Source organism: Streptosporangium sp. OZ121 (assembly GCF_051918885.1).
Lineage (GTDB): Bacteria > Actinomycetota > Actinomycetes > Streptosporangiales > Streptosporangiaceae > Streptosporangium.
Genome location: NZ_JBPXMC010000016.1, coordinates 174,828 through 198,274 on the forward strand (window position 1 = coordinate 174,828; position 23,447 = coordinate 198,274).

The 23,447-nt window shown below is 67.2% G+C and carries 23 protein-coding genes and 2 tRNA genes; 10 read left to right on the plus strand and 15 right to left on the minus strand.

The genetic code is table 11. The features are described from left to right. Positions 1-17: 17 nt before the first annotated feature. The 3 genes from gyrA to ACTOQ1_RS26405 all read left to right on the plus strand — a co-directional run bounded on the left by gyrA (position 18) and on the right by ACTOQ1_RS26405 (position 3,646). Positions 18-2,567 (plus strand): DNA gyrase subunit A, encoded by a 2,550-nt coding sequence (gene gyrA / locus ACTOQ1_RS26395; RefSeq protein ID WP_440070688.1) that lies wholly within the window; start codon positions 18-20, stop codon positions 2,565-2,567. Between the two features lie 182 nt (positions 2,568-2,749). Further along, the gene (locus ACTOQ1_RS26400) at positions 2,750-3,430 is read left to right on the plus strand and encodes a DUF3566 domain-containing protein (RefSeq protein WP_440070689.1); all 681 of its coding nucleotides are present in this window, start codon (positions 2,750-2,752) and stop codon (positions 3,428-3,430) included. A 142-nt stretch (positions 3,431-3,572) separates the two neighbouring features. Then, positions 3,573-3,646 (plus strand) — tRNA-Ile (locus ACTOQ1_RS26405). Positions 3,647-3,863: 217 nt separating this feature from the next. Here ACTOQ1_RS26405 and ACTOQ1_RS26410 read toward each other — a convergent pair. The 3 genes from ACTOQ1_RS26410 to ACTOQ1_RS26420 all read right to left on the minus strand — a co-directional run bounded on the left by ACTOQ1_RS26410 (position 3,864) and on the right by ACTOQ1_RS26420 (position 6,509). Further along, positions 3,864-4,640, minus strand: coding sequence for a helix-turn-helix domain-containing protein (locus ACTOQ1_RS26410; protein WP_440070690.1), 777 nt, complete (start codon positions 4,638-4,640; stop codon positions 3,864-3,866). Between the two features lie 1,255 nt (positions 4,641-5,895). After that, a complete protein-coding gene (locus ACTOQ1_RS26415) occupies positions 5,896-6,183 on the minus strand; it encodes a hypothetical protein (RefSeq protein ID WP_440070691.1) in 288 nt (95 codons plus the stop codon). Next, positions 6,180-6,509, minus strand: a complete 330-nt coding sequence (locus ACTOQ1_RS26420) for a hypothetical protein (protein WP_440070692.1) — start codon at positions 6,507-6,509, stop codon at positions 6,180-6,182. Before ACTOQ1_RS26420 ends, ACTOQ1_RS26415 begins: the two co-directional genes overlap by 4 nt. 204 nt (positions 6,510-6,713) lie before the next feature. On the opposite strand from ACTOQ1_RS26420, the gene ACTOQ1_RS26425 reads away from it, so the two are divergent. Beyond that, the gene (locus ACTOQ1_RS26425) at positions 6,714-7,463 is read left to right on the plus strand and encodes a DUF5919 domain-containing protein (protein WP_440070693.1); all 750 of its coding nucleotides are present in this window, start codon (positions 6,714-6,716) and stop codon (positions 7,461-7,463) included. Next, positions 7,464-7,934: an NUDIX domain-containing protein gene (locus ACTOQ1_RS26430; protein WP_440070694.1), complete on the plus strand. Its 471-nt coding sequence runs from the start codon at positions 7,464-7,466 to the stop codon at positions 7,932-7,934. Positions 7,935-7,979: 45 nt separating this feature from the next. Here ACTOQ1_RS26430 and ACTOQ1_RS26435 read toward each other — a convergent pair whose 3' ends face one another. From ACTOQ1_RS26435 to ACTOQ1_RS26455, 5 genes are all read right to left on the minus strand, one after another. After that, positions 7,980-8,684, minus strand: coding sequence for a DUF6461 domain-containing protein (locus ACTOQ1_RS26435; protein ID WP_440070695.1), 705 nt, complete (start codon positions 8,682-8,684; stop codon positions 7,980-7,982). Between the two features lie 586 nt (positions 8,685-9,270). Then, on the minus strand, positions 9,271-10,050 hold the full coding sequence (locus ACTOQ1_RS26440) for a hypothetical protein (protein ID WP_440070696.1): 780 nt from the start codon (positions 10,048-10,050) through the stop codon (positions 9,271-9,273). 273 nt (positions 10,051-10,323) lie between these two features. Then, positions 10,324-11,790: a GMC oxidoreductase gene (locus tag ACTOQ1_RS26445; protein WP_440070697.1), complete on the minus strand. Its 1,467-nt coding sequence runs from the start codon at positions 11,788-11,790 to the stop codon at positions 10,324-10,326. Between the two features lie 449 nt (positions 11,791-12,239). After that, complete coding sequence (locus ACTOQ1_RS26450) at positions 12,240-12,827, minus strand: hypothetical protein (protein ID WP_440070698.1); 588 nt, start codon at positions 12,825-12,827, stop codon at positions 12,240-12,242. Positions 12,828-13,263: 436 nt separating this feature from the next. Further along, positions 13,264-13,593, minus strand: a complete 330-nt coding sequence (locus ACTOQ1_RS26455) for a putative quinol monooxygenase (protein WP_440070699.1) — start codon at positions 13,591-13,593, stop codon at positions 13,264-13,266. A gap of 231 nt (positions 13,594-13,824) precedes the next feature. Here ACTOQ1_RS26455 and ACTOQ1_RS26460 point away from each other — a divergent pair, with 231 nt between their 5' ends. Further along, on the plus strand, positions 13,825-14,541 hold the full coding sequence (locus tag ACTOQ1_RS26460) for a YqjF family protein (protein WP_440070700.1): 717 nt from the start codon (positions 13,825-13,827) through the stop codon (positions 14,539-14,541). 36 nt (positions 14,542-14,577) lie between these two features. Here the strand turns inward: ACTOQ1_RS26460 and ACTOQ1_RS26465 are convergent, their stop codons facing one another. The 6 genes from ACTOQ1_RS26465 to ACTOQ1_RS26490 all read right to left on the minus strand — a co-directional run bounded on the left by ACTOQ1_RS26465 (position 14,578) and on the right by ACTOQ1_RS26490 (position 20,031). After that, a complete protein-coding gene (locus tag ACTOQ1_RS26465) occupies positions 14,578-15,822 on the minus strand; it encodes a cytochrome P450 (protein WP_440070701.1) in 1,245 nt (414 codons plus the stop codon). 146 nt (positions 15,823-15,968) lie between these two features. Continuing rightward, complete coding sequence (locus tag ACTOQ1_RS26470) at positions 15,969-17,360, minus strand: NAD(P)/FAD-dependent oxidoreductase (RefSeq protein ID WP_440070702.1); 1,392 nt, start codon at positions 17,358-17,360, stop codon at positions 15,969-15,971. Continuing rightward, positions 17,357-17,656, minus strand: a complete 300-nt coding sequence (locus ACTOQ1_RS26475) for a ferredoxin (RefSeq protein WP_440070703.1) — start codon at positions 17,654-17,656, stop codon at positions 17,357-17,359. Before ACTOQ1_RS26475 ends, ACTOQ1_RS26470 begins: the two co-directional genes overlap by 4 nt. Positions 17,657-18,309: 653 nt before the next feature. Beyond that, complete coding sequence (locus ACTOQ1_RS26480; protein WP_440070704.1) at positions 18,310-18,894, minus strand: ATP-binding protein; 585 nt, start codon at positions 18,892-18,894, stop codon at positions 18,310-18,312. Positions 18,895-19,088: 194 nt separating this feature from the next. After that, positions 19,089-19,460, minus strand: coding sequence for an STAS domain-containing protein (locus tag ACTOQ1_RS26485; RefSeq protein ID WP_440070705.1), 372 nt, complete (start codon positions 19,458-19,460; stop codon positions 19,089-19,091). 202 nt (positions 19,461-19,662) lie between these two features. Continuing rightward, positions 19,663-20,031, minus strand: a complete 369-nt coding sequence (locus ACTOQ1_RS26490; protein ID WP_440070706.1) for an STAS domain-containing protein — start codon at positions 20,029-20,031, stop codon at positions 19,663-19,665. Between the two features lie 277 nt (positions 20,032-20,308). Between ACTOQ1_RS26490 and ACTOQ1_RS26495 the strand changes: the two genes are divergently transcribed. The 4 genes from ACTOQ1_RS26495 (at position 20,309) to ACTOQ1_RS26510 (ending at position 22,251) form a co-directional block, all read left to right on the plus strand. Beyond that, on the plus strand, positions 20,309-20,668 hold the full coding sequence (locus ACTOQ1_RS26495; RefSeq protein ID WP_440070707.1) for a GNAT family N-acetyltransferase: 360 nt from the start codon (positions 20,309-20,311) through the stop codon (positions 20,666-20,668). A 509-nt stretch (positions 20,669-21,177) separates the two neighbouring features. Further along, positions 21,178-21,297 carry a DLW-39 family protein gene (locus ACTOQ1_RS26500; protein WP_211264163.1) on the plus strand — a complete coding sequence of 40 codons (120 nt, stop codon included), beginning with the start codon at positions 21,178-21,180 and terminating at the stop codon, positions 21,295-21,297. A 29-nt stretch (positions 21,298-21,326) separates the two neighbouring features. Further along, a complete protein-coding gene (locus ACTOQ1_RS26505; RefSeq protein ID WP_440070708.1) occupies positions 21,327-22,064 on the plus strand; it encodes an HAD family hydrolase in 738 nt (245 codons plus the stop codon). Between the two features lie 114 nt (positions 22,065-22,178). Then, positions 22,179-22,251: transfer RNA gene (locus tag ACTOQ1_RS26510), tRNA-Ala, on the plus strand. A gap of 61 nt (positions 22,252-22,312) precedes the next feature. Here ACTOQ1_RS26510 and ACTOQ1_RS26515 read toward each other — a convergent pair. Beyond that, the gene (locus tag ACTOQ1_RS26515) at positions 22,313-23,383 is read right to left on the minus strand and encodes a tyrosine-type recombinase/integrase (protein ID WP_440070709.1); all 1,071 of its coding nucleotides are present in this window, start codon (positions 23,381-23,383) and stop codon (positions 22,313-22,315) included. Positions 23,384-23,447 lie beyond the last annotated feature (64 nt).

The following is a 23,447-nucleotide window of genomic DNA, read 5'->3' on the forward strand; positions in this document are numbered from 1 at the left end:
GAAAAGGATCTTGACCTGTGACGGAAGTCAACACTCCGCCCGGCCCTCCGACCGACCGCGTCGAGCCGGTCGACATCCAGTCCGAGATGCAGCGCAGCTACATGGACTACGCGATGTCGGTCATCGTCTCGCGCGCGCTGCCGGACGTCCGTGACGGCCTCAAGCCGGTGCACCGCCGCGTGCTGTACGCCATGTACGACGGCGGCTACCGGCCCGACCGCGGCTACTTCAAGTGCTCCCGCGTCGTCGGCGACGTCATGGGCTCCTACCACCCGCACGGCGACACGTCGATCTACGCCACCGTGGTGCGGATGGCCCAGCCCTGGTCGCTGCGCTACACGCTGGTCGACGGGCAGGGCAACTTCGGCTCGCCGGGCAACGACCCGCCGGCCGCGATGCGCTACACCGAGTGCAAGCTCGCGCCCATCGCGATGGAGATGCTGCGCGACATCGACAAGGACACCGTCGATCTCGTCCCCAACTACGACGGGCGCTCCCAGGAGCCCCTCGTCCTGCCCTCGCGCTTCCCCAACCTGCTGGTCAACGGGGCGGCGGGCATCGCGGTCGGCATGGCCACCAACATCCCGCCGCACAACCTGCGGGAGGTGGCCGCCGGCATCGCCTGGTGCCTGCAGAACCCCGACGCCGACGACGAGGAGCTCCTCGAGGCGCTGATCGCCCAGATCAAGGGGCCCGACTTCCCCACCGGCGCGCTGATCGTCGGCCGCCGCGGCATCGACGACGCGTACCGCACCGGGCGCGGCTCGATCACCATGCGGGCGATCGTCGAGGTCGAGGAGGACGCCAAGGGCCGCCAGTGCCTGGTCGTCACCGAGCTCCCGTACCAGGTCAACCCGGACAACCTCGCGCTGACCATCGCCGAGGCGGTCAAGGACGGCAGGATCAGCGGCATCGCCGACGTCCGCGACGAGAGCTCCTCGCGCGTCGGCCAGCGCCTGGTGATCGTGCTCAAGCGCGACGCGGTCGCCAAGGTCGTGCTGAACAACCTCTTCAAGCACACCCAGCTGCAGACCACCTTCGGCGCCAACATGCTGGCCCTGGTCGACGGCGTGCCGCGGACGCTCAGGCTCGACCAGTTCGTCCGCCACTACGTGGCGCACCAGATCGAGGTCGTGGTCCGCAGGACCCGATACCTGCTGCGCAAGGCCGAGGAGCGGGCGCACATCCTGCGCGCGCTGCTCAAGGCCCTGGAGCGGATGGACGAGGTCATCGCCCTGATCCGCCGGTCGCCCTCGGCGTCCGCGGCGCAGGGCGGCCTGATGACGCTGCTGGAGATCGACGAGATCCAGGCGCAGGCGATCCTCGACATGCAGCTGCGCAAGCTGGCCGCCCTGGAGCGCCAGCAGATCACCGACGAGCACGACTCGCTGATGGCGCAGATCACCGAGTACCAGACGATCCTCGCCTCGCCCGAGCGGCAGCGCACGATCGTCCAGGACGAGCTCTCCGAGCTCACCGCGCGCTACGGCGACGAGCGCAAGACCGAGATCATCGCCTACGAGGGCGACATGTCGATCGAGGACCTCCTCGCCGAGGAGGACATGGTCGTCACGATCACCCGCGGCGGCTACGCCAAGCGAACCAACACGGATCTTTACCGGGCGCAGAAGCGCGGCGGCAAGGGTGTGCGGGGCGCGCAGCTGCGCCAGGACGACATCGTCGACCACTTCTTCGTCACCACGACGCACCACTGGCTGCTGTTCTTCACGAACAAGGGCCGCGTCTACCGGGTCAAGGCGTACGAGCTGCCCGACTCCGGCCGCGACGCGCGCGGGCAGCACCTGGCGAACCTGCTGGCCATGCAGCCGGACGAGGTCGTGATGGAGGTCCTCGACCTGCGCGATTACGAGGTCGCCCCGTATCTCGTGCTGGCCACCCGCAGCGGCCTGGTGAAGAAGACGCGCCTTTCCGAGTACGACTCGCCGCGCACGGGTGGTCTCATCGCGATCAATTTGCGAGAAGATGACGAGGTGATCGCCGCCAGGCTGGTGTCGGAGGACGACGACCTCCTCCTCGTCTCGCGTGGCGCCCAGTCCATCCGCTTCACGGCCTCCGACGAGGCCATGCGCCCGATGGGCAGGGCGACCAGCGGTGTGATCGGCATGCGCTTCCTCGACGGCGACGAGCTCCTGGCGATGAACCGGATCGCCGACGGCGACAACGTGCTCATCGCGACCGAGGGCGGATACGCCAAGCGCACTCCCGTGGATCAGTACCCTCTTCAGGGAAGGGGCGGAAAGGGAGTCCTGACCGCCAAGATCGTCAGCGCTCGTGGCAAGCTGGTTGGCGCGGTCATGGTCAGACCCGAGGACGAGGTTTTCGCGATCACGTCCGCCGGAGGGGTTATCCGGACGAGTGCCGGGGAGATCAAGCAGTCTGGCCGCCAGACGATGGGGGTTCGGCTGATGAATCTGGCGGAGGGGGACAGCGTCGTGGCGCTGGCCCGTAATGCGGAGGCGCTGGAGACCGGGGAGAACCTGGCGACCGAGGAAAGCGCAGAGTCGCAGGTGGAGACCGGTGAGAACGGGGAAGGGGAGAATCCGTGAGTGCTCAGGGCAAACCGGGATCGCGCCCCGCCACCTCGTCGACACGCGATCAGGCGACGGAGAAGATGGACAAGACCGCTGGAACGAAGGACGTCGAGGCGGCCTCGTCACCGGTTAACGGTAGCGCGCCCGCGCCGGAAACCGATGAATCGGTATCCGACGATCGCAAGGGCAGGAAAAAAGTGACGACAGAGGACGGCAAGCAGGCCGACACCACGGTGCGGATCCGTCCAAGCGGATCTCCACCACCCTCGGCGCCATCGCTGCAGTCGCCCACCCCGCCTCCGCCGCAGACTTCGCCTCCGCCGGGAGGGCAGCAGGGCCGTTCCCCGGTCGCCCCGCCCGCGCCGCCGCCCGGGGGACAGCAGGGCCGTTCCCCGGCCGGACAGCAGAACAACCGCGCCCCGTGGTCGCCCGGCAGCCTGTCGTCGTCCCAGGCCCCTGACGCGTCCGGCAAGAAGGCCGCGGACGTCAGCGGTCCCAGGTCGCCCCGCAAGGCGCACCTGGTGCTGCGCAGGGTCGAGCCGTGGTCGGCGATGAAGTTCAGCTTCGTCGTGTCACTGGTCTGCTTCGTGGTGCTGTTCATCGCGGTCGCGGTGCTCTACATGGTGCTGTCCGGCCTCGGGGTGTTCGAGAACATCATCCAGACGGTCACCCAGCTGACGACGGCCGACGGCAAGGCCACCAGCGGCATCGACATCGCCTCCTGGTTCGAGCCGGTCCGCATCCTCGGCTACACCGCCCTGATCGGCGCGGTGAACGTCGTGCTGATCACCGCCCTCGCCACCCTCGGTGCGGTGATCTACAACGTCGCCTCCGACCTGGTCGGCGGCGTGGAGGTCACCTTCAGCGAGGCCGAGTAGCCGGCCCGTCGCGTGTCCTCGTCCTCTTTCGAGGGCGGGGACATGGCGCGAGCAGGTGCCGAAACAGGGTAAGCTTTTCCCTGTTCGAGCGAACGGGTTCGCCTCCACCAAACGGATGCGAGACCGTTCGTCTGTGTGATGAGGGGCTATAGCTCAGACGGTTAGAGCGCTTCCCTGATAAGGAAGAGGTCCCAGGTTCAAGTCCTGGTAGCCCCACCGTTAAGTAACAGCTCAAAGGCCAGATCCGAAGATTACGGATCTGGCCTTTTGATCGTTTGCTGGCCTTTCGCCAGTGGGATTGTCCCCAGCCAGGTGACAGAGATCGGTTCACTGGCAGTAGGTGATGTCCGGATGACTTTTCTCTGGGGTGTCGAACGGAAGCCCGCCCCGGGCGCCTCGCGTATCCGGGGCGGAGCGGAAGGGTAACGGCCGCTCAGGACTCGTCGGGATCCTGGCGCTCGGCTACCAACTCGATGCTGTCCGGTCCGGCGGTGATTCTGTGCTCAAGCTGCTGTAGTGCCTCATCCGGGCTCCCATACTCACCCGCAGTACCTGTTGCGACCCCGTCAGGGGTCAACAGCTCAAGAAGGACGCGACCTGACCGCGTAGCTCTCAGGGTGAAATGGATCTCCCCCGGTGACGCTCGACGTCGCCGCTTCCTGGGTTTATTGGCTTCCAAGATGTCGGTAACCTCCCTAACCAGATCTACCAGGTGCCGAGGTAGACCTGGTTGAGAGGCAAGGGCCAAAACCTTGGAAAGGTCGTCAACAACATCGATCTTGCCCTGTTCGGCGTCCTCCAGCATGCGGATCAGCTCGTACAACCGGATGCGTTCCTCGTTGAGGCGGGCCTGCCAATATCGGTCCAGCGCCTCTTTGGAGTGCTCACTGAGGGAGGAGTTCATGATGCGCCGAACGGTCTCGGTGATCGCTGATGGTGGCGACGGCAGGTCAGCCTTCGAACTCAGGGCCTTCGCATCAGCGTGACCAGCCAGAACCAACAGCCCTTCCAGGTGGACGCCGAGCGTGTTGCTCAGGCTTAGAAGGTGTGTGACCGAGGGCTTGCTCCCGCGCCGCCACCTTAAGATCGTAGATGGGCTGATGCTCAAAGCGTCCGCGAGCGATGCGTCGGTGGGATAGCCCCTGGCCTTGGCCATCTGTGATAGCCAGACCGAGAAAGAGGTTTCGCCAGCTTTGTTGTCGGACCTCACGTATACTCCCGCACCCTTTCCAAACGCGCAATCGCACCATAGCTATCATGTTGCATCTGCGCAATAAAAGATCATGCAGATCCATGGTGTTTTCTGGGCAAGTATGCACATCTCTGTCCATCATCCATGACTTTGAATGCCGGATCTTCGTAGGGGGTACTCAAGGCGGCATTCCCGTCAAGGTTCGCCTGACGTGCCGCGACAAGGGGGGTGGGGGGAGTTTCCGGCGTCAGGGAGGGCGTGGCCCCACCACGCAGAGGCGTACGGGATCGCTGTTGCGTGGACGGAACATAGCGGGGCGAACGCATCCATCTCGGTGGGTGTACGCTGGTCGGGACCTAGCCGAGCAGGGGTCTGATGACCTCAGTGCCGGAACGGTCGTGCCCGAATACGGGGACGGCCCGGCGGGGGACCTCCGAGAGATTGCCGCTCTCGGACCCTGCCAGGCCGACGCCCCGCCCTGCCCGCGACTGCGGGCCGACTTCCACATCTAGCGAGAGGGGACTGTCGTGAACTATATCTGCGGCCCCTAGCGACCCGTCCGCCGGATCGGCGACAAAGTGTGCGTCGATATCGATCTGTTGCGGGCCTTCTCTATCCCCTGGGTCCCGCTGGATGCCGCGAACGAGCGATATCCGTCGACGCCACGTCGGCCGCGTTCCTGGTCAGAACCATCATCTGTCGTGAGCTCACAAAGTCGCACCGGCATCTGGTATGCCCGCGAACCGGCTCATGATCCCTCGCCGAGGTGAAGATCCGCATGGTTCTTCACCTTAACGACCAACAGGGCATTCGTTCCTCGCGTCGGCAGGGTCGGCGCGAGGATCCTCCCCCCGGGATGATCATGACTTTGGCGCAGCATGAGTGGCCGCCCGAACTGGAGACGGCGTCAGCCTGCTTCAACTGCGGTCTCTCTTATGACGAGTGGAACGATGAAAAAGAGGCGTTCTGCAAGTCCGGTGCACCTCCACTGCTCGTCGAGCTTCCGATAGACGAAGCTGAGACAGCGCGTAGCTCTTCCGAGTGGAAACGGCTGGCCACCTCACGTGAGGCATCGGGATGGCCGGTTTCCTCCGAGGCTGATGCCCTCCTACGACACTCAGCGTAGGTGAACGGAACGGCTCACCCCCGAGCTCGGGGGTGAGCCGTTTTCAGGTCGGCTGATCTCTTGCTCCAAGCAGAGAAGCCGTGCTTGGCAGCCCCTGGTAGGCGTGGCGACGCCGTCCCTCCGAAGCACACGCCGCCACGCCCGTCTCTACCGGGCTTTCCCGGACAGCAGTGCCGTCCAGGCAGCCCGAGCTTCGGCGATTGACCAGCGGTGGCTTTCATCCACCTGGTGGACGTCGTCGAGTTGGAGGGTGCGCCGGATGAACCCCTGCCCGCCGCCCTGGAACAGCTCATACACCGTGGCCCGGCACCCGCACGTCCACGCCACCGGCCGCACCCGCTCCAGGACCCGGTCGGGTGTATGCCAGTCGAGCCGGACATGACCGCGTTGCGCCATGCCCAGGTGCGGGCTCACGCAGGTCTCCAGCATCGTCACAACGGCGCCGCCTCTGCCCTCGGTGCTCGCAGCGGAGGCGCGGGGTGTGCCGTGCGGAGATCGGCATAGCGGGCGGCGATCCGGTGAGCGGCTGCCATGGGGTTGTCTGTGGGGTGTGTCGCGTACTTCCTGCGGCCCGTCCGGGCGGAGTGCTCCCCGTTCCACCACATGAAGTGGAAGCCGTCGGACCAGACGAGCAGGTCCACCCACACGCTCAGCAGGGCCGCGCCGTGCCCCTGGTGAACGCCGGCGGTTATCCCGAGATCGGCGAGAGCGGCGCGGAGCTGTTCGGCCGCATGAGAGGAACGGGCTGCTTCTGTGATCACTGCGTTGAGGGGCATCGCTCTCCGGGAGGTCTCGAATGGTCGTGACGAGGCGGTCGAACGGGTGGCCACACCTCGTTTCCGCCTTGCGACAACGGGACGTTTTTTGAGGCTTGATACGTCCCTAAGCATGCTGATCAGGGCAGGGACGATGGAACTTCACTTGGGGACGGTGACGGGACGTCTTTGGAGGCGTATAAACGTCCCATGGCCCCCAACGAGCGCCTGCGGTCCGCATTGCTCCACGCGGGCATCAGCGTCCGGCAACTGGCCGAGGCGGTAGGGGTCGATCCCAAGACCGCCGAACGGTGGGTCAACACCGGCCGCACACCACATCCGGGCATCGCCCACCGGGCCGCGATCGTGCTCCGGGAGGACCTCGCCCACCTGTGGCCCGCGATCGAGCAGGGAAAGCGACGTCATCGAGGGAGCGGTGAACTGGTCGCCGCCTACCCCACCCGCGCCTCCGCGCCCCTGGACATGTGGCGGACCCTGTTCGAGCGCGCGGAGCAGCGCATCGGCATCCTGGTCTACGCCGCGAACTTCCTGCACGAGTCGTGGCCGGACTTCAACGACCTTCTGGCGTCGAAGGCGCGGGAGGGATGTCGGGTGCGCATTCTTCTCGGTGACGCCGACTCGCTCGTCATCCGGGGCAGGGGCGCTGAGGAGTTGTTCGGGCACGGCATCGAGTCGCGCTGCCGGGTGGCGCTCATGCACTACCGGCCGCTGACGGAGTCGTCCAACGTCGAGCTGCGCGTGCACGACACCACGCTCTACAACTCGCTGTTCCTGGGCGACGACCACATGATCGTCAACGCGCACGTCTTCGGCATGAACGCCTACGGCGCACCGGTCTACCATCTGCGCCATAAGCGCGAGGAAGGGCTGTTCGACACCTACGCCACCAGCTTCGAAGCCGTGTGGAAACAGTCCCGACTGCCCGGCGAGGAGCGATAAGTGGCCCGCACCGAGTACTACGACGACCCCGGCGCCCCCGAGCCGAACAGCCTGGTCGTGGGAGTGTCCGCCGTGGTCGTCGACGACGAGGGACGCATCCTCATGCAGCGGCGCACCGACAACGGGCTCTGGGCACTACCCGGCGGCGGGATGGACCTCACCGAGTCGGTGCCCCAGACCGCCGTACGGGAGGTGAAGGAGGAGACCGGCTACGACGTCGAGGTGACCGGGATGGTCGGCCTCTACACCGACGCCCGGCACATCATCGCCTACAGCGACGGAGAGGTGCGCCGCCAGTTCAACGTCTGCCTGACGGCCCGTGTCGTCGGCGGAGCGCTCGCGGTCAGCGACGAGTCGACCGACGTCCGCTGGATCAGTCCCGATGAGTTCGAGGAACTGTCCATGCACGACACACAGCGCCTCCGGATCGAGCATTTTCGTCAAGGGATGCCGACGCCCTACATCGGATGAAGTGAGCCCTCTGAAAGTCGCTGCCGCGTTCCTGCCTGACTGTGATCACCTGCTGCTGATCACGGCACCCAGGAGTCGCATGTCGAGCATGCCTTGAGAGAAGGGGAAACCAGTGATCTTTCTTGCCAGGGCGAAAGCGCGCGGGAATTCTCCGGGGTCAGAGTCCTCCAGGTCTTCGTCCAAGTCCAGGTCAGGATCCAGATCGGGGTCCAGTCCGACTTCGCGCATCATGTCGACGAATCGATCGGGATCGCTACCCGCGCGCGCATCGGGACCCAGCAGGTCGAACCATGTGACCAGTTCGCCGTCGGCCGCGTAGACGAAGAAGTCCGAGGCATGGACGTTGCGGTTGATCGACACGACCTCGGTCGACTGAGAAAGCCGTCTCAGCAGGGGATTCTCATTTGCGATCGATGCCGCCCAGAGCTGGATGAGCACGGTCCAGCCGTCTGTCTCCAGTGCGCCTACGTAACCGGTGCGCATCCTGTCGTCCGAGTCGATGCACTTCATCGTTCGTTCCTGCAGTTCTTCGAAGGTGGCCTCTTCGATCCCGTCGGTCTCCGCCCCGAGACGAGCCAGCGCCTCGACAGGGGTGAGGGATCGAACGAAGGACACGCAGGAGACGTGGTAGAACGGTCCGAACTCCGAAAGCCAGCCGAAATCTTCGCACAGGTCTGTCACTGTGACTCCCATGATCAGTTGTGCGCCATGATGCCAGCCGTCACCGACAAGGGTGGTACCGCTGCTCATGGGGATACTGACAGCGCCTCAGAAGACGCAGCGGTGAGTGACCAACTGAGTGACAACGACCACGGACGAGGCTGGACGTCGGTGGATCACCATGGACCGTACGCGCAGGTGGGAGCGGGTGTAGCCCATGGTCCCGTCCCCTCTCGCCTTGCCTGATAAGGAAGAGGTCCCAGGTTCAAGTCCTGGTAGCCCCACCAGCGAAAACGCCCCGAAGCGATCATGCTCCGGGGCGTTTTGCCGTAACGAGCACTGCGATGGTCTCGTGCGACCAGTCCGTCGGCTCCGTCCTGCATGATTGGCGAGTGGCTGATCTTGTTCGGTCACTACGCCGTTCTGGCAGCCGGCCGGTGCAGCCGGCCCCAGCCGGCTGTCTTTACCTGACCGGAGGTCTGGTGTTCGCCGCGAGCCCGCTCCCCGGCCGCGGGCGGGCCGGCCACCTACCGGGATCGCCCTGAGGCGCGACCGGGTGGGCGTGGGTTGACTCGGATGGCCTTGGACACCGCTACGGGCAGGTGTCCGACCGGCTCCTTGCCCGTAGCGGGCCGAATCAGCATGAACGTGGTGTCAGGCGACACGTCCACGGCATTTACGGCAGGACGACGAAGTCACACCAAACCGACCAGTCCGAGACGGCGGATCCGTCCTCGGCACGCACACGGAAGCGGTAGTCGCCCTCGGACAGCGTGCCCGGCGGGAGGTCCGCCGACAGGTGCAGGGAGGCCAGTTCGGTTCTCGGCTCCTCCTCGCCACGGCTGATCTCGAACCTGCCGACGAGGTTGGGATTGTCCGACGGTGGGGTGGCGGCGAACTGACCCAACTGCGTGGTGTGCAGGACGGGGACCTTTGCCGGGTCGTCGCAGGACTGGAAGGGGCTGTAGGGGCCCTGGGAGATCAGCAACGTGGTCGGCACGCCGGGCTTTTGCACCTCACCGGTATGGACCGTGAACGCGCACCACGGCAGCCAGGCCGATTTCCCAGTGGTGGCGTCTTCGGCCCGCACTCGGAAACGGTATTTCCCATCCTGGAGCAGTCCTTCGGGTACCTGGTACCTGGCCCGTTTTTCGGTGCCGGACTCAAAGGGCGCTTTGGCGGTCAGCAGCGGGGGACGGCCGGGGCGAGCCACCTGGACGACCATCTGAAGGTCGGGGTGATCCGCCGTGTCGAGGAAGTCGCGGTGCGCGCTGATGATGGGGGTGAGGGTTCTGGACAGGACTTTTCCAGATTCGCACCCGTGCGGCAACGTGAGGGAGGAGGAGCTCAGGGAGGGATAGACGGGTGGGAGCGGCGGCGAGGCCGCGGTCGAATCCGCCGACGCCGCGGGCGCGACGATCGCGCCGAGGGTGAGGGCCGCGACAAGCGCTGTCACTGCCCGCAGCCTTCGTCGCAGAGGGCCGCCCTGTGTCATGCTCACGAGATTCATGGGCTCTCTTTCTTGGAGATCGTTGAGCCCATCCCACATGATCACTCGATTTTGTTGAACCTTCCGGGGTGGTACGTAAGGGATACGTCATAAGTATCGATAGGTAAATTACAAATGCCGTAGAAGTCGCCGATATCCAGTGATTCACCGGATCGGTGCGCCACGATCTGTACGCCCTGTGGTGTGCCGGTTCGTGGCCGGCCACTCCGCGGGCCGCCGTCACAGGTCGGTGGCTATGATCTTCTCGATGTTCCGTTCGGCGAGCGCCGTGATGGTGACGAACGGGTTGACGGTGGTGTTGCCGGGGATCAGCGAACCGTCGATGACGTACAGGCCGGGGTAGGCGGTGAGGCGGCCGTAGTTGTCGGTGGCCCTGTTCAGGACCGCGCCGCCGAGGGGGTGGTACGTGAGGTGGTCGCCCCAGATCTTGTACACGCCGAAGAGGTCGGTCCGGTAGATCGTCCCCTCCCTGGTGTTGATCTTGTCGAAGATCGTCTTGGCCATGTCGATGGACGGTTGCTTCCAGGAGGTCTGCCAGTTCAGGTCGACCTTGCCCGTCGCGGCGTTCCAGGAGAACTGGGCGCGGTTGGGGTTCCTGGTGATCGACAGGTAGAACGAGGCGAAGGTCTCGATGCCGACCGGCAGCGGCGCGACCTCGGCGAACGCGCCGCCGGTGGCCCAGTTGTCGATGCCGGAGCAGGGAATGGTCGACTGGAGGCCGCCGGTCGGGTCCCACAGGTGGTTGGCGCGGCCGCACATGACGTTGCCGTTGTCGCCCCAGTTCTTGCCGATCTCGTCGTTCAGGTTGGGCAGCACGCCGGTCGCCTTCAGCCTGACCAGCAGTTTGCTGGTGCCGACGCTGCCGGCGGCGAAGAACACCTTGTCCGCGCTCACGGTCTTGGTGGCTGTGACGTCACCGCCGGTGTTGATCTGCTCGATGACGACCGTGTAGCGGCCACCGGCCGCCGGGGCGACCGAGGTGACCCTGTGCAGCGGTGAGACGGTGACGTTGCCGGTGGCCTTGGCCAGGGCGATGTAGGTCTTCTGCAGCGACTTCTTGCCGTGGTTGTTGCCGTAGAGGATCTCGCCGGCCAGCGCCGACCTGGTGGCGGTTCCGGCCGCCTCCTGCTTCATGTAGGTCCAGTCGTACACGTTGGGCACGAAGACGAACGGGAGGCTGGAACGCTGGGCGTGCTTTCTGCCGACCCGGCTGTACTGGTAGCAGGCGGTGGTGTCGAACCAGGCCGGGTCGATGGAGGTGACCCCGAGTCCGGCGTTGGCGCGCGGGTAGTAGGTGTCGTACATCTCGTCGGCGTTCACCGACGGGAGGACGGCGCCGAAGTTCTCGCGCTTGGGGGTGACGGCCATGCCGCCGTTGACCAGCGACCCGCCGCCGACGCCGCGGCCCTGGTAGACCGTGATGCCGCCGAACTCCTCGGCGTCCAGGATCCCGGTGTAGCGGGCGATGTCCCTGTCGATCGGGAAGCCGAGGAAGTAGTTGAGGGGGGCCTTGGTCCTGGTACGCAGCCAGTAGGACCGGTGGTCCGGCGCGGTCGTGGTGCAGAAGATCTTGCCGTCGGAGCCCGGGGTGTCCCAGGCCATGCCCATCTCGATCATGTGCACGTTGACACCGGCCTGGGCGAGACGCAGGGCGGCGACGGAGCCTCCGTAGCCGGTGCCGATCACCAGGGCTGGGACGTGAGCGCCGTCGGCGATCGGAGCGGCTGCGGTGACGGATTGCGCCTGGGCCGCAGTAGTGTGACCCGCGAGAGCCGTGATTCCCAGTATGGAACCAGTTCCAGTTATGAATCCGCGACGTGATATGCCTTTGGGACTGGATCCAACTGAGCCTTTCTTGTTCATGTGATTTTCCTCACACTTGGGGGGTGGAACCAGTTCTATATGTTTCTGGGGTGTTAATCCACCGCGCGTCCGCGAGTGATTTGTGTCCTGCGGGCTACCGGAAACTCCAGGCACGGTTCGGGGCGGTCTGTCATCGTGGCTCCCCGCGTCAGGTGGGTGTCCTGGTGACAGCCGCCCCAGGCAGATCACGCGGGGGTCATGGCGACAGCCGCCCCGGCGGATGTTCGAGGGGCGTACGGACGCGGAGGCCGTCCGCCCCGGTGGTCGAGACGTCAGTTCTCGCAGGACTCCCTGACCTCGGCGGTGCAGAAGTCCCTGCCCGCCCCGCCGACGACGGAGTCGGCGCCCGCGTTGCCTTCGAGGACGTCGTCGCCGTCGTTCCCGTTCATGGTGTCGCCGCCGGTCTGGCCGGAGACGATGTCGCGGGCCGTGCCGCCGGAGAAGCCGTCCCTGCCGGCGCCCAGGAAGGCGCGCATGGACAGGGCGGTGTTGTTGCGCAGGGTGTCGGCGCCCCCCTGGAGATTGGCCTGGATGCCGGTGATCCCGGTGGCGGGGCAGCGGACCGTGTTGTCGTCGACCTTCTGGCAGGTCCCTCCGGTGGAGAGCGTGTCGGTGGAGTTCCTGATGAGGAGCGAGCCGTCGGCGTCGATGTCGATGCTGATGTCGTCGGCCAGGTTCCCCGCGTTGACGGACAGCAGGCTTCCGGTCACGGCCACCTTGGTGTCGGCCAGCGCGGGCCCGGCGAAGGCCAGCGGCGGGGTGGCCATCAAGATCCCCACTGCCAGCACCCGCAGCCCGGCCCTGCGGATCACGCCCGGCCGCGACGCCTCACGCTTCGTGACGTTCCTCCGTGTACGCATGAATCCCCCGTGTGTTCGGTCGCCGGCCACTTCTGGCGGTGACCGGCCGACGGGCTCCTGGGCCCGGGACGATTACATCCCGTGACCCCTCGCGATCTCGCGTCGCTGCGCGCACGGTGTGAGAACTGTTTTACGGAGAGTTCTGAAAGCTAGACCGTCTCCACGGCCGGGCGCCCCCGGTGCTCGGCGGAGGTGCCTGCGACAGACGCGGCACCGGGGGTGAAGCCCGGCCTTCCAGGCTGAAGCCCGGCCTTCCGGACGGTTGGGGCGGCCGGCCGCTCGGCTCCGGGGCGCTCGGCTTCGGGCCGGTGTCGGCTCCGGGTCGCTTGGCTCTGGACCAGTGTCGGCTCCGGGTCGCTCGGCCCCGGAACGGTGTCGGCTCAGAGTCGCTCGGCTCCGGGTGGGTTCGGCCCTGGGTGGTTCAACTCCGGGTGGTTCAGCCCTGGGCCGGTGTCAGCTCCGCCATCCGCGACCATCCCTCGCCGGGCGTCTCGACGTTGATGATCTCCGGCGTGCTCGCGATCACCTCGGGCATCCAGGCCATCGCGGTTTTGAAGTGGTCCGAATTCACGTGCGCCGCGCCCGCGGCGGACGAGGCGAACGCCTCCAGCAGGACGAACTGGCCGGGTGTGTCGACGCTCCTGGACCATTCGAAGAAGATGTTCCCCGGCTCGTCCCGGGTGGCCCGGGTGAAGTCGTCGACGAGCGAGAGCCACTCCTCGGCGCGCTCGGGACGGATGGTGAACTTGACGGCGATGAAGATCATTGGTTGGCCTCTTCAGCTCTGTTCCGGCTCCGGCGAGATGCCGGATCTGTCGAAATGATGGTTCCGCCGGAATCGCGGTTCCGTGGAAATCATGGCTCTGTCGTGGCTCTGTCGAAAATCAAGACGGATGTCCGCTCCCGGGTGTCGCGCGGGACGATACCCGGCGCCATGGCCAAGATAAGTGGCGGACGCGCCACCCGGGCGCCACCGCCACCCGAGAAGGAGCGGATCATGCAGGCTCCGCCGTCCCCCCACCTCACCCGCCCGGTCATGTACCACCGCTGGTCCGAGATGACCTTCATGCACTGGCGGTACCCGCCGGCCGCGATCCAGCGGCTGCTGCCCCCCGGGCTCACGGTCGACACCTTCGACGGCGCGGCCTGGGTAGGCCTCACCACCTTCCTGATGGAGGACGTGCGGGCGCCCGGCGTGCCCGCGCTGCCGTGGCTGTCGCGGTTTCCCGAGACGAACGTGCGCACGTACGTACGCGACGAGCTGGGGCGGGACGGCGTCTGGTTCCTGTCGCTGGACGCCGGGCGCCTGCTCGCGGTGCTCGGCGCGCGGGCCGGGTACCGGCTGCCCTACTTCTGGTCCCGGATGGCCGTCCGCGCCGTCGGCGAGCAGCGCGGCTACCGCTGCCGCCGGCGCCTGCCGGGGCCCGCGGGGGCGCGCTGCGACGCGGTCGTGGAGTTCGGCCCGCCGTTCGCGGAGCCGGAGCGTGACGAGCCGGCGCACTTCCTGACCGCCCGCTACCGGCTGTTCACCACGGTCGCGGGCAGGACGGCCACGGCCCAGATCGAGCACCCCGACTGGCCGCTGCGCCACGCCCGGCTGATCCATCTGGACCAGGACCTGCTCCAGGCGGGAGGGCTCGAAGCCCCGGATCACGCTCCCGTGCTGCACGCCTCATCCGGGGTGCCGGTACGGATCGGGATGTGGACCCGGTGACGCGCGAGTCCTCCCTCCCGGCCCGGGGCCGTACCGTCACTCCTGCCTGACGAGGAGGTGGCGCGGCCCGCGCAGGACCGCGCTCTGCCGGTACGGGGGCGGGTCGGCGACGAGCCGGGGACTCTCCAGGTTGCGGAAGAGCTCGTTCAGCGCGATCTGCGCCTCCAGCCGGGCCAGGGGGGCGCCGAAGCACAGGTGGACGCCGGCACCGAAGCCGAGGTGCTGGTTGTCCCGCCGGTCGGGGTCGAACCGGTCGGGGTCGCGGAAGTAGGCGGGGTCACGGTTGCCGGAGGCGAGCACGAGCGTGATCCGCGAGCCCTTCGGGATGACGGTGTCCGCGACGGTGAGGTCGCTGTACGCGGCCCGCCAGGGGATGAGCTGCACCGGAGGCTCGTAGCGCAGCAGTTCCTCGACCGTCCGGATGATCATTTCCGGTTCGCGGCGCAGGCGCTCCAGCACGCCGGGGTGGCGCAGCAGCGTCAGCACGCCGTTGGTGATCAGGTTGACGGTCGTCTCGTGGCCCGCGATGAGCAGCAGGTTGGCGGTGCTGACGATCTCCTCGTCCGTCATGCGCCCGTCGGGTCCGTCGTCGTTGGCCAGCCGGGACAGCAGGTCGTCACCCGCGGGCCGGCCGCGGCGGCTCTCCAAAAGCTCGGCGAGGTACGCCCTGAGGCTCTCGCGGGCCCGTACGCCCTCCCGCGTGCGCTCCTCGGAGTCCGGCGCGGAGTCCGGCGCGGGGTCTGGCGCGGGGTCGACGTCGAGCATGGCGACGATCGCCTCGACCCACCCGTGGAACCGCGGCTCGTCCTCGCGGGGCACGCCGAGCAGGTGGCAGATCACGGTGACAGGGAAGGGGTAGGCGAAGTCGTCGACGATGTCGATCTCGTCCTTGCTCACCAGGTTGTCGATCAGGCGCGTGACGACGGCTTTCAGGTCGGGCCGCATGTCGTCCACCAGCGTGGGCGAGTGCGGGGGGCCGAAGTGCCGCATCGCCATGCGGCGCAGCCGGTCGTGCTGCGGCGGGTCGAGGCCGATGAACGCCGGTGAGTCCCCGCGCATGGCGAGGGCGGGCCCCGGGTGGTCGAGGTTGCGCGCGTCGGAACTGAGGTGCGGGTCGTGCAGCAGCGCGGTGATCTCCCGGTAGGTGCTGACGACGTAGCCGCCGTCCTCCTGCCGGGCCACCGGGGTCCTGCGCAGTTCGGCGTAGAGCGGGTACGGATCGGCCCGGCTGGAGTGGTCGAGAATCCGCTGGAAAGTGCTGGACGCCTGGGTGACTGTCATGGCCGCTTCTCCTCGGTCGTGCCGCTTCCGGCCGCCCGGAGTTCCACCGTCCCTGGTCGAGACCGATCGAACCCGGTCGAGACTGGTTGATCCAGGTCGAGCCCCGTGAAGCCGGGTGGAGCTCGTTCGAGGCCGGTCGAACCCGGTCAGCCGCCCGGCCGTGCGAACGCCACGCGCCGCTCGCTCGGCTCGTAGCCGGTGACCACCACCGTCGCTCCGTGGGTGATGATCACCGAGTCGGGGAAGTGGGCGGGCACGGGCCTCATGTCGGCGGGCTGGTCGGGTGTGGGGCAGGGCGGCGGGAAGGGCGCCGCCGTCTCGATCAGATGCCGGTAGTGATCGAGCCACTTGGCGTTGTCGAAGCTGACCGCCGCGGTGACCCGGCCGCGGTAGCCGTACGCGGCGACGAACCGGTGCTCCTCCACCGATCCCTGCGTCACGACGACCTCGTCCGACAGGACCGGGACACCGACGGATTTGATGTTGACGCCGAACTGCATCGACCAGAACGCCGGCATGGACAGGTGCGGCCAGCGGTCGGTCGGGGAACTGACCATGTTGTGGGCCGCGACCTGGGCCTGTTCCACCGCGTTGGCCCAGTGTTCCAGCGACAGGAACCGGTACTCGTAGACCGGGTGCGGGCAGCGTGCCACGTCCCCGGCGACGAAGACGTCGTCGGTGACCAGGCCGTTGACGTCGAACGCCCGGCAGCCCGAGTCGCAGGCCACGCCCCAGACGCCGGCGGCCAGCCCCGAGTCCCGCAGCCACTCGGTGTTGCGCACTCCGCCGAGCGCGACCACCACCACGTCGGCGTCGACCGTGCCGCCGTCGGAGAAGTGGGCGCGGCGTACCCGCCCCCGCTCGTCCCCCTCCAGCCGCGTGACCTTGACGCCGCAGCGCAGATCGACGCCGTGGGCACGCTGGAGGTTCGCGGCGATCGAGCCGATCATGCTTCCGAGCGCTCCCACCAGCGGGGCCTCGGCGACCTCGGCGACGGTCACCGGTATGTCGCGCTCGCGGCACACGGAGGCGATCTCGGAGCCGGCGAAACCGGCCCCGATGACGAGCACCCGGCCGGGTCCGGCGGCCAGCCGCTCCCACAGGCGGCCGGAGTCGTCGCACGTGCGTACCACGAACACGCCGTCCAGGGCGGCCTCGGCCTCGTCGGCCCAAAGTCTGGCGCGCACACCGGTGGCGATCAGCAGCTTGTCGAAGGGGATCTCCCGCCCGTCCGCGAGCTCCACCCGCTTGCCCGCGAGGTCCAGCGCGGAGGCGGGCACGCCCAGCAGCCACTCCGCGCCGATCTCGCGACGCCGGGGCAGCGCGGTGCCGTTCGCGGGCACCCAGCCGGTCAGGACCTGCTTGGACAGCGGGGGCCGGTCATAGGGTTCGCACGCCTCGTCCCCGACGAGGGTCAGCGAGCCGGTGAAGCCCTCGTCACGGAGTGCCTCCGCGGCCCGCAGCCCCGCGAGTGAGGCGCCGACGATGACGATGCGGCCGTCGCGCCTGAACGTCTCCTCGCTCCGCTCGCTGGTCACGCCGTCGCCGTTCCGGTCGCGGTCGCGGCCGTCGTCCCCGTGCCGGACGCCGCTGTCGCGGCCGTCGCCGTTCCGGTGGTCATCGCGGGCGGGATCACGGTCGCGTCCAGCCAGTCGACGAGGATCGCCTGGACCGGGCAGGCCGCCGCCGCGCGCAGGACCCGGTCCCGTTGCGCCTCATCCGGACTGGAGTGGAACATGAGCGCCTCCTCCCCCCGCATCCGGAACGTGTCCGGAGCCAGGAAGGCGCACTGCGCATATCCCTGGCATCGCGCCAGGTCGACGACGACCCTCATACGGACCATCCCTTCCGAACCTTCGTACGGCTGAGTGAGACGGAGAGAACCGGACGGCGAGGTCGATTCCGGCGGGCGGCGGCCCTGGCGTCTGTCCCGGCGGGCGGCTCCGCGTGCGGTCAGGGACGTTTGTGGGGTTCGAAGGGTCCCGAAGCCCTCGAAAGGGCGGGAGACGCGGCGGATACGAAGGACTGGGCGTGCGGTTCCGGGGTGGGACGATGTCCCCGGCCGATTCCGGAGAACATCAGACATCCCCCCGTGACACCACCTGGTAAGGCGCTGACCTGCCTAAATAAGGCTAACCCGGAGATTTGGCCGGTACATCGCCCTTGCGCCAGAGGACGGTCAAGGATTGTGTACGGAGAGAGAGGGTCGGTGACGGAAAGATGACGCGCGACACGTCTCGCCGCGATGAGGCCCGGGGGCCGGACGCCGCAGGCGCACGTTCATCCACGCCGCGGGTGCCGACCTCACTCCCGCCGAGGGTGCTCGCCGGCGCGTGGTCCCGCTCTCCGGCCACGCCTGACCGAGGCCGAGGCTCCGAATGACCGAGGCCGAGGCTCCGGGTGATCGAGGTCGAGGCTTCGAGTGACCGCGTGGCGATCATCAGGGACGGCCGGGCCGTCAAAACCCTCGGGACTTCCCGGGATCTCTCAGAACGAAACCTGCAGCTCGCCCTGGCCGGGGTCGTCCCGTACGGAATCGGCGGTGCTCCGCACGGGACCGGGGGTGTTCCGTACGGGATCGGGCGTGCCAGGTGTGCCAGGTGTGCCGGGTGTGCCGGGTGTGCTGAGGTCGTCGAGATCGTCCTGCGCGGAGTCGGCCGAACCGCCGGTCCCGCTCCGGGCCGCCGGAAGGCCGAGTCGCATCCGCAGGCGGACGCGCGATCCCTCCTCCATCCGCTCGATGGTGAACTCGTCGCACAGCTGGTTCATCAGCCACAGGCCGAACCCTCGTACGGTGCCCGTGGGGCGTTCGCGGGGGACGTGCCAGCGGCTCAGGAGACCCAGGGTGTCGGTGACGTCGACGGTCAGATAGGTCTCGTTCTGCCAGATGGCCAGCGTTCCCTTGCCCCCGCCGTGCTCCAGGATGTTGATGACCGCCTCGTTCGTGACGAGAAGGAGGTCGTCCAGCCGTTCGCCCCGCATGCCGGCTCGAATGGCATGATGTTGGAGACGATCCCGCAGAGCGCTGAGATCCTCGTCGATCGGCCACTGCTGGCCGTGGTCGCCGGTCACGACACCCCCTTGAGGTCGCCTTGTCTGGCAGTCACCGGGGGGCGAGCCGACTTGCTCCAGAATCAGGGCGTTGCTGACGAGTTACACGATGCTAGACACCTGCCCGCTCATTGCCAACTTACGACCGCCCGAGCCAACAGATGTTCGCTCGGTCGTATCCCGGGAAGCGACGGCCGATCGGGGTCCGGGATCCGCTACGACGGCCGGCTCGGCCGCAGCACCTTGAGGGCGTCGGCCACGGTGGGCTGGACTCCGAAGGCCTGGGCGAGACCGGTCAGATGGAAGAGTCTTTCGAGGCGAGGGTGCAGATTGACCAGGATGATGCTGCCACCGCGGTCCTGGACGGTCTGGCGGGTGGTCAGGAAGCTCTGGATTCCCGTGGAGTCGCAGAAGGTCAGATCGGTCAGGTCGATGACGAGATCGCGCCTGCCCTGGCCGATGGCCTCCTGTAGGTCGTGGTAGAACCGCTCGGCGTTGCTGTAGTCGAGTTCGCCGGCCAAGGCCAGAAGAAGCGTCTCCTCCACGGCGGGGTCGGACACGTCGGTCACGCGGACGGCAGCGCTCACGGATATACCTCTGCAGACAGTCGGTGGGAGGAGGACTCGGCCGGGGGGCAGCCGCCGGGCGTGGCGCCCGAACCGGAACCGGAGGGCGGTGACCCGATCACGATCCCCTTGGGACCGAAAGCCGTTCTGGTTACTCTCAGCGTACGATCCCCCCGAATTCCTCTAGAGAACCCTTACGGTACAACTGAGGAGCAATCAGTCGTTATCCCACTGTGGTTACGGTGCCCGGACCCACGCTGAACACCTCTGTCCAGCCGCACAGCTCGACGATCCGCCGCGTGTGCGGACGAAGACCGTCGACGATCAACCTCCGGCCGCCCGTCATCCCGAACGCCGTCTCCGCCAGCACTCTCAGGCCGCCGACGTCGACGAAGCCGACGCGGTGGAGGTCGGCGTACAGATCGCCATCGGTCCGTTCCACCGCCATGGCGAGCGCCCGTACCAGGACGCGCCGCGTGCAGAGGTCGATGTCTCCCTCGCAGTACACACCGGCGGGTCGGTCGGTGAAGAGAATGCGCAGTGAACCGTGGTCGACGTCACCTGTCATCGCGATCACCTTCTGGGTGCGCATGAAGGTCAGTCAACATCTGTTGTGTCGGCACAGATGGGTCGGCTGATCGCCATGAGGTGCCGGCCATGCCGGGCACCTGTTCCCATCATCCTTCAATCGGACGGTTACCGGTACGGTTCACGACCTGCGAGTTTTCTGGCCTCGAGAGTTGACTACCCAGCGTGTCCGACCGGATACCTTCTCGTGACCGGGATCTCCACCGCCCGCTCCCTGGCGGGGGTTTCCGGCTCGCCGCCCGGCGGGGACACCTGGTGCGGGAGCGGGTAGGGGGCCGGGAATGAACGCCGCGCGGGATCGGCTGACCAAGGAACCGCCGTGCGACCGTACGGCGGCCTGGCGAAGGAGGACCTCCATGCAGGCGGACGTCAAGCTCTCCCCCGGCGGTGATTCCTACGTGGCGGAGGTGGACGGCAGGCAGGCGGGGAAACTGGAGCTCATCCGGCGTGACGGGGTCATCGTCTACCCGCACACCAAGGTCCAGCCGGAGTACGAGGGCAGGGGGGTGGGGTCCGCCCTCGTCCGTACGGCACTGGACGCGGCCCGCGCGGAGAACGCGAAGGTCGTCCCGCTCTGCTGGTTCGTGCGGGAGTGGATCGACCGTCATCCCGACTATGCCGATCTCGTCGAGAGCGCCTGACCGCTCCGAGCCTTGAGGCTCCACCGGCCCTGCAGGCTCCACCGGCCCGGCCTGCAGGCTCTCCCGGCCCGGCCGGCCCGGCCCGGTAGGCCCGGTAGGCCCGGCAGGGCAGGCAGGTTCCAAAAGCTTCATACCGAGCGGGTTTGTGTCATTCGCGCTCCGCGTAATCAAACCGGAGCCGGCGAATGCGCTGGTCGTGGTCATGGCGGGCGGCACCATTCCCGGCCGGGCGGGGACCGGAACTTCCTGAAGGGTAAAGCTGGAGCGTCACGGGGGTTATCGTGAGAACCAGGACGGTTTCGCGATAAGACTCACGGCGGATTGTGATCGTCGGAACGCGTGCCGTGCGGCATGATACTGAAAATCACCCGGTTGGTGTGGATCGGCCCTGGTGGCTTGTCGTGCAGACCGGATCATGGCCCGATCCCTTGCTAGGCTGCAGGGAACCGTTCGAACCGGGCGTTGTCTCACCCCGGCAGGTGAGACTTCTCAAGAAGTGGGGTCACACCGTGAAGAAGTTGCTCGTTCTGGCGCTCGTCGCCCTCGGGGGGCTGCTGGTCTGGCGCAAGGTGCAGGCCGACCGCGCCGAGCTTGACCTGTGGACCGAAGCCACCGGCAGCGAGAACTGACAGACGCGGCTACCGATTCGGGTGCTTTCATGGTCCTTGCCCAAGATGGAATAACACCCATCAGGCTTGTCTGCCTGGATCTGGCAGGCACCACGATCGGCGATGTCGCCATGGTCGAGCGGGCGTTCGCCGAGGCGATCGCCACGCAGGGCATCGTGCCCGGGACCGGTGCGTACGCTCGCGCCATGGTGCACGTGCACCGGTCCCGGGGATGTTCCACGATCGATGTCTTTCGGGGCATCTTCCCGGACAACGAGGCCCAGGCCCAGGCGGCCAATCTGACCTTCGAGCGCTCCTACGAGGGCGCCATCGCACGCGCGGGCCTGGTCCCGCTGCCCGGGGTCGTCGAGGCACTCGACAAGCTCCGCGGTGCCGACATCAAGGTCTGCCTCACCACCGGCTTCAGCCGCACCACGCTCAGCCGCGTGCTGAGCACCCTGAGCTGGTCTGAAAAGATCGATCTCGCCCTGTGCCCCGAAGACGCCGGACATGGTCGCCCCCTGCCCAACATGGTCCTCACCGCGGTCATGCGCCTCGGCGTCGAGGACGTCCGCCAGGTCGCGGTCGCCGGTGACTCCGAGAACGACATGCTCTGCGGCCGCCGTGCGGGCGCCTCGGTGGTGGCCGGCATCCTGACCGGCGTCCACAGCAGGGAGCGTCTCCTCAACGGCGGAGCCACCCACCTTCTCGACTCTGTCGCGGACCTCCCCGAACTCCTCCTCGGTGTCACGCCGGTCGCACCCCCCGTCGTCGCCGCCGTCCACTGAAGCCCGCCCCGCCGCGCGGATCCAAGTGGCGTAGGAGCGGTTCCTGTTGCTACCGTGTACGACTGAAGCAGGTCGTGTGCGAGGGTGTCTCCCCAGGCCACCGGCTTGAATCTCGGGGCCTTAGCTCAGTTGGCAGAGCGCCTGCTTTGCAAGCAGGATGTCAGGAGTTCGAATCTCCTAGGCTCCACTCCCCTTCGGACAGACAGAAGCCCAGGTCAGGCATGTTGCCGTAACCTGGGCTTTGATCTTCATTCGGTCTTCTTCCGCTCCCGTGCCCGTTGCGTGCCCGATCCCTTCGCGAGTGCCCCACGGGCGAGGCCGTCGAGCTTCCGTGCCACCTCCCGCTGCCGCTCGTCGGTCGAGTGCTGATAGACCATCGCCGCCCGCGTGCTGGAGTGGCCCATGCGCTCCATCAGCTCCCGGATCGACGCCCCGGCGTTCGCGGCGAGGGTGTTGCCGGTGTGCCGCAGGTCGTGGAAATGGATCTTCGGAAGGCCCGCGTTCACGAGTGCCTGAGCCCAGACGCGGCGGTTGAAATTGGTGTTCCGGAGCGGCCCGTCATCCGGCCCCGCGAAGATCAGCCCCTTGTCGCCGTCCTGGGTGAAGTCCTTCACGTGCGCCCGCAGGTCCTCGATGATCAACTCGGGGATCACCACCGTCCGCTTGCCCGCCGCCGACTTGGGTTCGGTGAAGACGAGACCCTTGCCGGTGAGCTGCATCAACTGACGTTCCACGCGCACGGTCCCGGCGTCCAGGTCGAGGTCTCGGCGCTGAAGGCCGGCCAGCTCACCCCACCGCAGACTGCCGAAAGTCCCCAGTAGCACCAGCGCCCGATAACGCGGCTCGATGGTGTCGGCGAGCTCGTAGACCTGGGCCACCGTGAGCATCGGCCGTTCCGGCGACTTCTCCTGACCGGCGCCCTTGATCCGGCAGGGGTTCCGCTTGATGAGCTGGTCATCCACGGCCGTGGTGAGAATCGCCTTCAGGAGCCGGTACGCCTTCGCCACGGTGACCTCACTGGCCCCCGCGTCGAGCAGCTTCTTCCGCCACCGCCGGACGTGCGGGTCCTTGATCTCGCTCAGTGCCTTCTCGCCGAAGGTGGGGGCGAGGTGGGCGCGGAGGAGATAGCCGTACAGCTCGACCGTACGCAGGCGGAGATTCGGCCGCTCGTCGATCCAAGCCCGCCCGTACTCCCCTAGCGTGATCTTTCCTGCGTCAGGATCGATCCACTCGTCATCGAGGATCTCCGCTTCTTTTCTGGTCAGCCAGACCTCAGCGTCGGTCTTGGTGGTGAAGGTCTCCGGTGCAGGGCGGTCCACCCCATCCGGACCGGTGTAACGAACCTGGAACCGGCCGGAGGGCAGTTGCCGAACGCGTCCGAAG